Raw genomic sequence first — 12716 nt, forward strand, 5'->3', positions numbered from 1 at the left:
GGCGCTGTTCCCGGGCCCTGGCGGCGTTCCGGTTCGGCAGTTGCCGGCGGTCTCCCGCCCGCCCGGGCGCCGGCGGCGCCAGTCGTCCGGCTGCGCCAGTCGTCCGGCTGCGCCAGTCGTCCGGCTGCGCCAGTCGTCCGGCTGCGCCAGTCGTCCGGCTGCGTCAGTCGTCGTCCAGTGCGAGGTCGAGCCGGCGCAGGCGATCCGGGTCGGCGATGACGTCGATGGCGGCGATCCTTCCGTCGGTGACCGTGAAGGCCATGACCGACAACGGCCGTCCGGCGGCGGTGGTGACGACTCCGGCGGCTCCGTTGACCAGGACGGGGCGCGCGAGCGGGGAGAGCCGACCGAACGTGGCGGCCTGGGCGGCCACCTCGCGGGCGCCGTTGATCACCGTGGTCTGGCGGCGGCGCGCGGTGCCGCCGTCGGAGCGGAGCACGACGTCCGGGTGGAGCACGGCGACGAGCGCGTCGAAGTCGCCGTCGCGGGCGGCGGCCAGGAACGCGTCGACCACCCGGCGCTGGCGGGCGAGGTCCGGGTCGGGGGCCGGTGCGCGGCCCTGCACGCGGCGACGGGCACGGCTGGCAAGTTGCCGGGCCGCCTCCGGAGTGCGGTCGACCATCGCACCGATCTCGTCGAACGGCACCGCGAACATGTCGTGGAGCACGAACGCCAGTCGCTCGGTCGGGGTCAGGGTGTCGAGCACCACCAGCAGGGCCAGCCCGACCGAGTCGGCCAGCACCGCGGCATGTTCGGGGTCGTCCGGACCGGCCGGTGTGACGATCGGGTCGGGCACTCGCACGTCGAGGGATTCCTCGCGGCGGTGCCGGCGGTCGCGCAGCGTGTTCAGGCAGACCCTGGCGACCACCGTGGTCAGCCAGGCGGCGAGGTTGTCCACCTCGCTGGTGTCGGTGCGGGCCAGCCGCAACCACGCCTCCTGCAGGGCGTCGTCGGCCTCGGTGAGTGACCCGAGCATCCGGTAGGCGACCGCACGTAGGTGCGGCCGGTTCTGCTCGAACCGGTCGGCCAGCCAGGTGTCCTCGCCCATGTCGCGTCCTTTCCCGCGGGATCCACCCCCTCGACCCGCCCGGCCCGGCGGACGTGACAGCGCGGCCCCGACCAGCACGGCGATGTGGCCTGCGTCACTGCCGTCACGTTCCCGGTCGTCGTGGGGTCGAGGCGGTGACACCCGATCGAAAGAACCTAGCGGAGGCGACCGCAGCCCGGCCCGCGCTCCGTACCCCTGTGGAGGACGCCATGAACTCACCCATCCTGGTCACCGGCGGCACCGGCACCCTCGGCCGACTGGTCACCCCGCTGCTGCGCGAGGCCGACTACCCGGTGCGCGTCCTCAGCCGCCGCGGCGGACCTGCCGGCGACGGCGTCGAGCAGGTCACCGCCGACCTGCTCGCCGACCGGGACCTCGGCGGCGTGCTGGAGGGTGTCGAGACGGTCGTGCATCTGGCCGGCGGGCCCAAGGGCGACGACCGCGCGACCGGCAACCTGGTCCGGGCGGCGCAGCGGGCCGGGGTCCGGCACCTGGTGTACATCTCGGTCACCGGCGCCGACCGGGTGCCGCTGGGATACTTCCGGGCCAAGCTCGGTGCCGAGCGGGCGATCGCCGAATCCGGCCTGCGGTGGACGATCCTGCGCGCGGCGCAGTTCCACGACCTGCTGCTGACCGTGGCGGAGAAGATGGCGAAGCTGCCGGTGATCCCCGCCCCCGGCGCGGTGCGATTCCAGCCGGTGGACTCCCGCGAGGTGGCGGCCCGGCTGGTCGACCTCGCGCTCGGCGCGCCGGCCGGCCTGGTGCCCGACCTGGCCGGGCCGAAGGTGTACTCGATGGCGGAGCTGATCCGCGGATACCTCCGGGCGCACGGCAGGCGCCGGCCGTTCGTGCCGGTGCCGATGCCGGGCAAGGCCGGCCGCGCCTACCGGGCCGGAGACAACCTTGCCCGGCAGGGCGCCACATTCGGAACCCGGACCTGGGAGATCTTCCTGGCCGAACGAATGTCCCAGGCCGCGCTGTAGGCCTTCAGGAGGGGCGGCCGAGCATCGCGGCGATCCGGGCGATGCCGGCGCGTACCTCGGTCGGATCCGGGGGTTGCCGGGGCTGCGCCGGTGCCCGGGTGCTCTCGCCGATCACCTCCTCCTCGCCGAGTTCCTCGTAGTCGCCGTAGATACTGGTGTCGTCGAGGTCCGCCGCCTCGTCCTCGGCCTCGACGGCGATCTGCGCGGCGGCGATCTCGGCCCGGATCTCCTCGGCGGAGACCCGGGGCAGCAGCGGCTCGACCACCGCCATCAGCTCCTCGTCGGCGACCACCGACTCGGCCAGGGCCAGCGCGTGGGGCCGCTCGTACGGGCCGCAGACGACCGGTTCCCACTCCTCGTCGTCGTCGAGCGGCCCGAAGGTGATGATCCAGGGCAGCGCGAGGATCGGAGAGTCGTCCGGCAGGTCCAACGTCACTAGTGCGCCCACGCGACTCATCATCGCGGCGATCTCGGCGCTATTTGTGGCTTTTGCCGGAATCATCGGTCCGTCCCTTTCCGCGGATCCGATCACGCTCGGCCAACACCGGCGGCCCAGGCGCCCGGTGCCGGTCGGCAACGACCCGGCGTACCCGCCCTCACTCCGTCGACGGCGGGTACGGCCGGGCCGGATCGGGCACCTCCGGCGCCCCGGCCAGGTCCCGGACCCGCCCCTGATGGCTGGTCGCCGCGAGCGCCGCACCGAACAGCAGCAACTGGTTGAGCAGATAGAGATAGATCAGCAGGCCGACGGCGCCGGCCACCACCGTGTACGCCGGATTCCGCTCCCAGCGCACCACATAGAACCGGCCGACCGAGTTCAGCAGCGTCACACCCACCGCCACCAGCAGCACCGCCGGCAGCCACCGCCGGAAACTCATCCGCAGCCGGGGTACGGCGAGCAGCAGCGCCGAGGCCAGCAGCATGTTGACCAGGAAGCCCAGCAGCCAGCTACAGATCGTGAGCACGATCGAACGCGCACCCAGCAGCCAGCTCAACAGCGACTCCAGCGCGTCCACGGCACCGATCGAGAGCCCGAGCAGCACGAAGATCACCAGTAGTACCGCCAGGTCGACGAGTTGGCGCAGCACGACGTAGCCCGGATGCTGGTCCAGGCCGTGGATCAACCGCTGCGAGGAGCGGATCGACTCGACCCAGCCGATGCCGGTGATCGCCAGCAGGATCAGCCCGATGACCCCGGGGCGGCCACTGCTCTCCCGGATCTGCTCGGCGTCGACGAACGGCAGGTTCCGGGTGAGGAAGTCGACGACCACCTCACCGCTCTCGGCGCTGTTCCCGAGCAGCGCGCCCAGCACCGCATACGCCACCAGGCCGAGCGCGAAGACGGCGAAGAAGCCGTAGTAGGCGATCGCCGCCGCCAGCCGGGCGCCGAGCACGTCCGTGTACCGACCCACCGCCCGGGCGAGGTGGTCGAACCACGGCGCCTGCCGGCGGTACGCCGTCAGCCGTGCGTTGGCGCGCAGCACCACCCGCTCGAAGGCGTTCACGCCGCCATCCTTGCCCATCACCGCCCGGTCTGGTCGCCGTCGACACGGTACTCGGACACCTGGCGGCCAGCATCGCCGATCCTGGCACCCGGCACGGGCGGGCCCGGCAGCGATCCGGCGGACGAGCAAAGATGGAAATAAGTCGAATCCTGACCTAGCCTTGTCAGGGTGACCTGGATGGATTATGGACAGGTCGAGGCGCTGGCGCTCCAGGTGGGCGCGGCGGCCGAGGAGCTGTCCGGCGGAGGTGCCGGCCTCGGCGCGACCCCGGAGATCGGCGTCGCCATGCCGTTGCCGTTCGGGCACGGTCCGGTGTTCGCCACGGCGCCCGCCTTCGGCAACACCGATTCCGCCGGCGACTGCCTTTCGGAATTTCACCGGTTGCACGCCCTGGCCGGCAGCACGCTCTCGGGGCTGACCCAGGTCCTGGACGAGGACGTGGTCCGGCTGGGCGAGGCGGTCGCGACGTTCCGGCAGATGGACCACGCGGCCGCCGACCGGATGTTCGCCGCCTCGGGCCAGAGCATGAGCCTCTACAGCGCACACGTGCACAGCGACGGCAGCAATACCGACGACCTGGTCCGGGCCGGTCAGATCGAGCGGTTGCGCGAGTCGATCGACGGACCGGCGATACTGGGCGCCGATCTCAACGCCGAACTGGACGACGGCAACCAGTCGGCCGACGCCGTCGCGGCGTACGGCGACCACGGGTTCGAGGTGGAGGCCGGCGAGGTCGGCGGCACCTCGCACTCGGGACGCAGCATCGACTACGTGATGCCGACCGACGGGGTGTCGGTGGAGAACCCGACCCGGGTCGACGGCGGCCCGTCCGACCACGACGGCCAGCGGGTCGACGTGACCATCCCCCGCTGGTAGGCCGGAACCATCCCCGCTGGTAGGCCGGAACTATCCCCCGCTGCTGGGCCGGAAGTCGATCCGTACCTCGGTGGCCGAACGTCCCTCGCCGTCGGTGATCACCGGGTCGTCCGGGGAGGGGTCGGGGATCGTGCCCGGCGGCGGGTGCGCCGGTGTGGTGGTGTCGGTGGGCGGGCCGTTTCCCGACACGACCGAGCCGGGAACGTCCAGTTTGATGGTGTCGGTGTGCGCAGAGCCGGCGATGGCGTCGCCGTGCCGCACCGCGATCGCGTTGCCGAAGGGTTCGTGCATGCCGACCGGGCGGATCCCGTCGCTCCAGTACGGCTTCTCGCTGGCCTCGCCGAAGTAGATGGTCCAGTCGTCACCGGTGCGCTCGCGCAGTTCGCGTTCGAGCCGCTCGACGTCGCTGCCGAAGACCTCCTGCAGGGTGGCCACCTCGACGTTGGAACCCGCGATGATCTGCGCGATCAGGTCCATGTCGCTGCGGTCGGTCCCCTCGGAGTTGAACGGCTCGTTCTTGTAGCCCTGGCCGATGTTCAGGTTGAGCATGCCGATCGTGCGCGGCCGCCAGGTCTGCTCGATCGCGGCCAGCGTGCCGTACGCCGTGCTGAAGGTGGCCTTCTTGAGCGCGATCTCGTCGTCCACCCGGGCCCGGATCTCCCGCGCACTGGCGATCGAGTCCCGCACCAGCGCGGCCTGCGTCTCGTCCGCCGGGTGGAAGGCCAGGTCCGCGCCCTGACCGGTGCTGCGGATCCCGGAGAGTCGGCCCCGTTCGGTCAGCAGCAGCTCCTGGTTGAAGGCCAGCACCCCGGCCAGATAATCCAGCGCGTCGGCCACCGACGTCGCGGCCCCGGCGACCGCGTCGAGGTCGGCGGTGACCCGGGACTGGTGCGCGGCGTACGAGTCCGCGCTGTCAGCCGCCCAACCCTCTTCGTGCAGTGTCTGCCGAGCGGCGGTACCCACGGTGGTGGCCGCGTTCTCGGCGGCCTGCCCGGCCTGCCGCCAGGCCGCGGCGTATTCCTGGAGGGTGCCCGGAGACGCACCCAGGTCCCAGAGATCGGCCGCGGCGACGGGAGCCATGCCCATCATCGTAGGAACGGAAGGTGACCGCCGGTACCGTCCCGACGGCCACCTGTGGTGGGTGGATCCGCAGATCGTGCGAACGCGGCGGCGGCCCGGCGTCCCTCGGCAGCGCGCCGAACGGGGTCGCCGGGCCGTCTCGCGGGCCGGGATCCTACTCCGGGTGGCCGGTGCCGGAAGCCCGGCTCGTGCCGTCCAGGGCCGGCAGCGCGACACTGCGCGGCAACAACTGGGCGGTGAGCAGCGTGGAGAGCGCCGACGTGTCGCCGCCGCCGGCACCGTCGGTACGCACCACCACCGGCTGCGGGGCCTTCTCGGCCAGTTCCGCGCCGACCTCGAGCCGGCGCAGCGCCAGCTCGTACTGCAGCACCGCCCGGTTGTCCCGGTACGCCTGCGCCAACCGGCGCTGCGCCTTCGCCTCGTTCTCGGCCGCGATCAGCCCGCTGCGTCCCCTGGTCTCGATCTCGAAGCGGACCCGCTGCGCGTTGGTCTCCTGCTCCTCCAGCAGCTGCGCGACCTGTTCCCGGGCCTTGTTCAGCGCCGCCTTCACCTCGACGATCCGGGCGTCCCGCATCTTCTTGGCCCGCTCGATGTCCATCTGCAGGCTGTCGATCCGGCGCTTGCGGATCAGGCCCCACTCCTGCTCGTACGCGGCGTGCTCCTTGGCGACCCGCTCCCGGGTGGCCAGGTGCTGCTGGTACTGGGTGGGCAGCTGCACGTCGGGGATGTTGCAGCCGGTGATCCGTACCCCGTAGCGGGTCAGCTGGCGGTTGAGCAGTTCCTGCATGTCGGCCACGTCCGAGCCCCGCAGGTCGTACGCCCGCTCGGTCTGCACCAGCCGGGCCCGCTGCCGGATCGCGTCCTGCACCGCGCTGGAGAGCACCAGGTCGAAGTTGCCGGCCCCGATGGTCCGGACGAAGAGCACGGCATCGGTGATCCGCAGCTTCATGAAGAACTCGATCGAGCGCAGCGGCACGTTCTCCCTGGTCGGGCAGGCCATCACCGGCGCCGAGTACGGGATCTCGGTGGCCACGTCGACCACGAAGTCGACCCGGGACCACGGGTGCCACAGGTAATGCCGCCCCGCTTCGAGGGTGCGGGTCACCGCGCCGTAGCGGGTAAGTACCCCGTTGGTGCCCTGCTCGATCTCCACGATCGACGAACGCCACCACCAGAGCACACCGATCAGCAGGAGCACCGCCCCGGCCACGTAGGCGAGCGTGCCCAGCGCGTCGTACGCGGACCCGAGCAGCCCGTCGTCGCCCCGCACCGCGAGCATCACGCCGGTCAGCACGGCGAGCAGGCCCAGCCAGAGCGGGACCATCCAGCCGAGCCGGCGGCGATGCCTGGGGATGACGACCGGTACCAGGGTGCCGGCCTCGCCGCCACGCAGCAGTTGGGCGATCTCGCCCCAGGAGGCGACGGCCTCCGCGATGACCGAACTGCGACCCGTCCGTGCCGTACTCATCGCTGCCCCTCCGCCCCGTCGACCGGTCCGGTGGCACCGGTGCCCGGAACTGTCTCGGCCGTGCCCGCGCCGCCCGCGACGGCCGCTGTTTCGGCGCCGCCCGCGACGGCCGGCACGGTCGGCTCGTTGGCCTCACGCAACGCGTTGATCTCCGGTTCCCGTTCGGCGATCCGGGCCGCGACCTCGGCCAGCCGGGTACGCATGCCCGCCATGTCCGCCTCGGTGAAGAGTTCCGCGCCGCGCTCGCCGACGAACTCCCGGGCCAGCTGGAGCAGGTCGACCCCGGCGGCGGCGTTCGGGTCGGTGGATCCGCCGATCCGGACCAACCGCGGCAGGTGGTCGGCGACCGCCTCCAGGGTGTCGAGCACCTCCCGCTGGTAGCGGTATTCGAGGATCTCCGGCGCCTCGGCGGCGCTGACCGCCCGGATGTCCAGGGCCTGGGCGTCCAGCAGCGCGGCGTTGGCCCGCGCCTCGGACTCGGCCAGCACGTACCGCTGGCGGGCCAGCGCCTCGGCGCGGTTGGTCTCCCGCTCCACCGCGGTGTCCATCTGCGCCTGGTACTGCGCGATGTCGGCCTGGATCGCCGAGAGGGTCTCCTGGAGACTGGCGAGTTCCTTGGTCAGGTCACCCTCGTCCTGCTCCTTGCGCAGCTGCAACGCGTACTCGTGGGTGTAGGCGTCCTTGGCCACCCGCACCATCTCCGGCGCGGCCAGGTCCATCCGGTACTTGCGGTCGGAGGGCTCGGCGTGGGTGATGTTCGCGTTGGTCAGCTCCACCGCCGGACGGAACTGCTGGTTGAGCTGTTCCAGCAGCCGACCGGTGTCCTCGCCGACCATGTTGTAGATCTCCGCGGCCTCCTGCTCGTAGATCAGGCTGCGGATCGTCTCGCTGACGGCGTTGCTGAGCTTCTCCTCGAAGCCGCGTACCGCACCCAGGGTGTAGACGAACTCCACCGGGTCGCTGATCCGGAACTGGATGAACAGGTCGATCGACGCCTTCACCCCGCCCTTGGTGGGCGCCTCCCGGACCGGAGCGTTGAACGGGTACTCCCGGGTGGTGTTGACGATGTACGACACCCGCTTCCACGGGTTCAGCAGGATCACCCGGCCGGGGCCGACGACCTGCTCCAGCTTGCCGAACCGGGTGATCAGGGCGGCGCAGCCGTCCGGCACCATCACCATGCCCTGCCGCCACCAGACGAAGCCGACGGCGAAGATCGCCAGCAGCCAGTAGTGCAGGCCGAAGAAGGGGTTGGTGAGCACGCTGCCGCCGCCGGCCCAGATCACCACCGCGGCGAACGCGCCGAGCACCAGCAGCAGCGACACCGGCAGCATGGTGGCCAGGGAACGGCCCCGGGGGATCACCATCGGGCAGATGACGTGCACCTGCTCGCCGTCCTCCCGGCGCTGCTCGCTGCGGTTGAGCACCTCTCCGGCGTCGTCCAGCGGCACCGTCCGCTGTTCCATCAGGGTGTCGATGCTGCCGCCGAGGTCCCGGGCCGCCGGGAAGTCGACGGGGTCCATCCCGCCCTCCTGCGACTGCGACCGCTGCTCGCCGCCGGCACCGACGATCGCGCTGGCCACCGCACCGCCGCGGCGCTGTAGTTCCGCCCGTGCCAACGCCTGCGGGTCGGCACCCTCAGCCACCGCCTGTGCAACTCTCCGTATGCCTTGCTGGACCCGTGCCACAGTTCCCCTTCCGTGGTTTACCAGGACCGCGATGGTATCCAGCAAGGTCAAACCAAGGGGTGTCGGCCCGGGCGGCGACCGGAGCGCCGCCGGTGCCGGCACGCCACCGACACTCTGGGTCAGCCGCCGACCGACTCTGGGTCAGCCGCCGAGCCGAAAGTCCCGGCGGGGCTGCCAGCGGGCCTCGCCGCTGTGCGAGAAGAGGGTGAACTTCTCGACCTTGAAGAGCGCGGAGAAGTCGGCCAGGTCCTCGTACACCTGGTCCAGCGCCTCCGGCGCGACATCCTGGGCGACCGTGACGTGCGGATGGTACGGAAAACGACTCTCCCGGCGCAGCTCCGGCGCCCGGCCGATCGCCGCCGCGAGCAGCTCGCACTCGCTGATCCCGGCCGCCACCACCACGAAGACCACCTGGGTGATCGGCCGGAAGGTGCCGGTACCCCGCAGGTGCAGCAGGTACGGCCGGTGCGCCGCGGCCACTTCGGCGAGGTGCCGCTCCACCGCCGGCAGGCTCGCCAGGGGTACGTCGGTCGGCCCGAGCAGCGTCAGATGCGCCGGCACGTACTCGGCCTGCGGGTCACCGGCCTCCGCCCGCCGCCGGGTGAGGAACTCGCACCACGGCTCGGGGACGTCGACGGCGACCCCGACCCGGGTCATCGGAGTCCCCGGATCCTGTGATCCGTCCGTGACAACCACCCTCCGCTCCACTCACTCACCCGCCGACCGGCAGCGCGCCGCCCGGCGACCATTCCCGACGGCCGGGGTCCGAGCCCTCGTCCGGGACGTCCGGCGGGCTCAGCCGTTCCGGGTGCCGGGCAGGAACCCCACCCGGTCGTACGCCGTGCGCAGCGTGACCGAGGCGACCGCGCGGGCCTTCTCGGCGCCGATCGCCAGCAGCTTGTCGAGCTGCGCCGGATCGTCGAGGTAGCCCTGGGTGCGCTGCTGGATCGGCCGGACGAACTCCGCCACCACCTCGGCCAGGTCCTTCTTCAGGTCCCCGTAGCCCTTGCCCGCGTACGCCTCGACCAGGTCGTCGATGCTCCGCCCGGTCAGCGCGGAGTAGATGACTAGCAGGTTGGAGATCCCCGGCTTCCGCTCCGGGTCGAAGAGGATGTCCCGGCCGGTGTCCGTCACCGCCGACCTGATCTTCTTGGCGGACTTCGCCGGGTCGTCCAGCAGCATGATGATCCCGGCCGGCGACGAGGACGACTTCGACATCTTGGCCGTCGGATCCTGCAGGTCGGTGATCTTCGCGGTGTCCCGGACGATGTACGGCGCCGGCACCGTGAACGTCTGGCCGAACCGGGTGTTGAACCGCTGTGCCAGGTCGCGGGTCAGCTCCAGGTGCTGCCGCTGGTCCTCGCCGACCGGTACCGCGTCGGCCTGGTAGAGCAGGATGTCGGCGGCCTGCAGAATCGGATAGGTGAAGAGCCCGACGCTGGACCGGTCGGCGCCCTGCTTGATCGACTTGTCCTTGAACTGGGTCATCCGGCTCGCCTCGCCGAACCCGGTGATGCAGCTCAGCACCCAGGCGAGCTGGGCGTGTTCCGGCACCTGGGACTGGACGAAGAGGGTGGTCCGCTCCGGGTCCAGCCCGACCGCGAAGAGCTGCGCCGCCGCGACCCGGCTGGAGTGCCGCAGCGCGACCGGGTCGTGCCCGGCGGTGATCGCGTGCAGGTCGACCACGCTGTAGAAGGTGTCGTGCGTCTCCTGCATCGCCACCCAGTTGCGTACCGCGCCCAGGTAGTTGCCCACGTGGAAGGAGTCGGCCGTCGGCTGGATCCCGGAGAGTACCCGGGGCCGGGCAGGAGCGTCGGACATGCCGGCAATTCTGACAGCAACCGTGGGAACGCGCCCGCACGCCCCCGTGCCATTCCGACCCTTTCACCTACGGAAACCGGGGAACCCTGCGCAACGGTGCAGACTCGTACCCGGAAACCGGAGTCGGTCGGCGGCTCCGCCGCAACCCGGGGAGTTGGGCGGCTCCGCCGCAACCCCGGGAGTGCGGCGCACCGCCCGGCCGGGAGGGACAGCGTTTGGTACGGCACGGCGGACGCTCCGCGGGCGGCGAACGGGACGCGGTGGACGAGGCGATGGGTGAGCTGTACCACGCCTGCTACCGGCGACTGGTCGCGCAGGTCTACGCGTTCACCACGGACCTGATTGAGGCGCAGGACGTGGTGCAGGAGGCGTTCGCCCGGGCGATCGCCCGGCCGCAGGGGCTGGCCGACATCGACAACCCCGAGGCGTGGCTGCGTACGGTCGCGGTCAACGTCGTACGGCGGCGCTGGCGGCGACGCCAACTGCTGGACACCATCCTGCTGCGGGACCGTCCGGTGACGCGGCTGGTCGAGGCCGCTCCCGGACCGGAGCGGACCGACCTGCGCAACGCCCTGGCCGGGCTGCCGATCAGCTACCGGGAGGTGATCGTGCTGCACTACTTCGCCGACCTGCCGGTCGAGGAGGTCGGCACCGTGCTCGGGGTACCGACCGGCACGGTGAAGTCGCGGCTGTCCCGGGGGCGTTCGGCGCTCGCCGCCCGCCTCGGCGACTACCGGGGCGCCGGCGAGGCCACCTCGGCGCCGGGACAGCCGGGCCGGCCGGACCCACCGGCCGGCGACCCGGATCGGATGGTCGCCAGGACGGCACGCGGCGCTGGTTCGGGTGGGGCTGTGGAAGAACCGGCCCGGGTGCGGCCGGCGGTGCGACGGGGGGTGAGAGATGCTTGACCAGGACAGGTCCGGCCCGGACCTCGACGTACGGCTGGCCCGCGGCCGGGCGGCGCTGCTGGACGACATCGAGCAGCCGCCGCTGGCCCGGATCCGGGACCGCGCGGCGACCCGGCGGCGGCGCCGGCACGCGGCCGGCACGGCCGGGGGTGCCGCCCTGCTCAGCCTGGTGGTGACGACGACCGTGGCCCTCCAGCCGTGGACGGCCGACGGCACCGATCCGGCGCCCCCGCCGGTGGCCGACGCGCCGCCGGGTGGACCGGTCTACACCGGGGCCGGCATCACGATCAACGGGCTCACCGCGTCCGCCGTCGCGCACGTGCCGGGGACGATCGGCGACGTCGAGTTCGTCGACCCCGACCACGGCTACCTGCTGGCCCGATGCGGTGTCGCCAAGCCCTGCCCGGCCAGCCTGGCCCGGACCTCGGACGGCGGCGCGAGCTGGGAACACACCGAGCTGCCCGCCGGCAGCGCCGGGCAGCACCGCCTGGAACTGGCGGCCTTTCCCGACGGCCGGCTGCTGGTCAGCCACCCCGGTGGGGCGTACGCCTCCGCCGACGCCGGACGGAGCTGGCGGGAGGTCGACACCGGCGACGGTACCGGCCGGGTCGCGGCGGTCCGGGGCGACCTGCTCCGGGCCGGGCCGGGCGGCGGGCGGTGCGGCCTGGACGTGGAGGTGTGGCGGCCGGACCGGCCCCGGGCCGGTGCTCCGGCGACCTCACCCGACCTCGACGTCTGCTGGGTGGCACCGGCTGCCGGTGCCGACGGCGCCTGGTGGGTCGGCGGCTTCCGCAACGGCCACGCCGCGGTGGCGCTGACCCGGGACCGGGGGGCAAGCTGGCGGACCGTGGAACTGCCCGACACCGGCACCTCGGCCCGTACCGTCGAGGTGGCCAGCCTGGGCAGTCAGGCCTACGCGGCGGTGCTCGGCACCGACCGGAGCCTGCTCGCCCTCTACCACTCCGCCGACGGTGGCCGGACCTTCACCCGGAGCCGCTCCGACGCGTCGGGGGTGCCGGCGGGGATCTCCGGTGCGCTGGTGCCGCTGCTGGACGGGCGGTTGCTGGTGACCGGCACCGATCGGCAGCTCTACCTGAGCGCCGACGACGGGGTCACCTTCCAGCGGGCCGGCGGAAGCCTGCCGCCGCTCGCCCGGCTGGAGCGCACCGTCGCCGGCTTTGTCGCCTACGACCTGTTCGGTTCCGGCTGGGCGGCCTACTCCGCCGACGGCGCCACCTGGCGCAAGCTCCAGATCATCTGATCGATCAGCGGGGCGGGTCAGTCGGGCGTGGCCACCGGTGCCTCGTCGGGCTCCCCGTCGGTGCGCGCGGCCGGCACG

Annotated in this window: 12 protein-coding genes; 4 read left to right on the forward strand and 8 right to left on the reverse strand. The window is 72.3% G+C overall.

Going from position 1 to position 12716, the window contains the following annotated elements; genetic code table 11:
- Nucleotides 1-163 precede the first annotated feature (163 nt).
- Nucleotides 164-1048 (reverse strand): RNA polymerase sigma factor SigJ, encoded by an 885-nt coding sequence (sigJ, locus tag EV371_RS30070; protein WP_130465020.1) that lies wholly within the window; start codon nucleotides 1046-1048, stop codon nucleotides 164-166.
- A gap of 209 nt (nucleotides 1049-1257) precedes the next feature.
- Here sigJ and EV371_RS30075 point away from each other — a divergent pair, with 209 nt between their 5' ends.
- The gene (locus tag EV371_RS30075) at nucleotides 1258-2031 is read left to right on the forward strand and encodes an NAD(P)H-binding protein (protein WP_130465021.1); all 774 of its coding nucleotides are present in this window, start codon (nucleotides 1258-1260) and stop codon (nucleotides 2029-2031) included.
- 4 nt (nucleotides 2032-2035) lie between these two features.
- On the opposite strand, the gene EV371_RS30080 is transcribed toward EV371_RS30075, so the two are convergent.
- The gene (locus tag EV371_RS30080; protein WP_130465022.1) at nucleotides 2036-2479 is read right to left on the reverse strand and encodes a hypothetical protein; all 444 of its coding nucleotides are present in this window, start codon (nucleotides 2477-2479) and stop codon (nucleotides 2036-2038) included.
- A 148-nt stretch (nucleotides 2480-2627) separates the two neighbouring features.
- On the reverse strand, nucleotides 2628-3536 hold the full coding sequence (locus EV371_RS30085; protein ID WP_349337989.1) for a YihY/virulence factor BrkB family protein: 909 nt from the start codon (nucleotides 3534-3536) through the stop codon (nucleotides 2628-2630).
- Nucleotides 3537-3713: 177 nt separating this feature from the next.
- On the opposite strand from EV371_RS30085, the gene EV371_RS30090 reads away from it, so the two are divergent.
- Nucleotides 3714-4412 (forward strand): exonuclease/endonuclease/phosphatase family protein, encoded by a 699-nt coding sequence (locus tag EV371_RS30090; protein ID WP_130465024.1) that lies wholly within the window; start codon nucleotides 3714-3716, stop codon nucleotides 4410-4412.
- 30 nt (nucleotides 4413-4442) lie between these two features.
- On the opposite strand, the gene EV371_RS30095 is transcribed toward EV371_RS30090, so the two are convergent.
- The 5 genes from EV371_RS30095 to trpS form a co-directional block, all read right to left on the reverse strand.
- Nucleotides 4443-5492, reverse strand: a complete 1050-nt coding sequence (locus tag EV371_RS30095) for a hypothetical protein (RefSeq protein WP_130465025.1) — start codon at nucleotides 5490-5492, stop codon at nucleotides 4443-4445.
- Between the two features lie 154 nt (nucleotides 5493-5646).
- A complete protein-coding gene (locus EV371_RS30100) occupies nucleotides 5647-6960 on the reverse strand; it encodes an SPFH domain-containing protein (protein ID WP_130465026.1) in 1314 nt (437 codons plus the stop codon).
- Nucleotides 6957-8606 (reverse strand): SPFH domain-containing protein, encoded by a 1650-nt coding sequence (locus EV371_RS30105; RefSeq protein WP_207230646.1) that lies wholly within the window; start codon nucleotides 8604-8606, stop codon nucleotides 6957-6959. Before EV371_RS30105 ends, EV371_RS30100 begins: the two co-directional genes overlap by 4 nt.
- 183 nt (nucleotides 8607-8789) lie before the next feature.
- Nucleotides 8790-9305 (reverse strand): 2'-5' RNA ligase family protein, encoded by a 516-nt coding sequence (locus tag EV371_RS30110; protein WP_130465028.1) that lies wholly within the window; start codon nucleotides 9303-9305, stop codon nucleotides 8790-8792.
- 138 nt (nucleotides 9306-9443) lie between these two features.
- Nucleotides 9444-10469 carry a tryptophan--tRNA ligase gene (gene trpS, locus EV371_RS30115; protein ID WP_130465029.1) on the reverse strand — a complete coding sequence of 342 codons (1026 nt, stop codon included), beginning with the start codon at nucleotides 10467-10469 and terminating at the stop codon, nucleotides 9444-9446.
- Nucleotides 10470-10741: 272 nt separating this feature from the next.
- On the opposite strand from trpS, the gene EV371_RS30120 reads away from it, so the two are divergent.
- Both EV371_RS30120 and EV371_RS30125 read left to right on the forward strand, forming a co-directional pair.
- Nucleotides 10742-11377 (forward strand): RNA polymerase sigma factor, encoded by a 636-nt coding sequence (locus EV371_RS30120; protein ID WP_486484847.1) that lies wholly within the window; start codon nucleotides 10742-10744, stop codon nucleotides 11375-11377.
- Nucleotides 11370-12638 carry a YCF48-related protein gene (locus EV371_RS30125; RefSeq protein ID WP_130465030.1) on the forward strand — a complete coding sequence of 423 codons (1269 nt, stop codon included), beginning with the start codon at nucleotides 11370-11372 and terminating at the stop codon, nucleotides 12636-12638. Before EV371_RS30120 ends, EV371_RS30125 begins: the two co-directional genes overlap by 8 nt.
- The last annotated feature ends 78 nt before the right edge of the window (nucleotides 12639-12716 follow it).

The sequence above is a fragment of the Plantactinospora sp. CNZ321 genome (assembly GCF_004217235.1).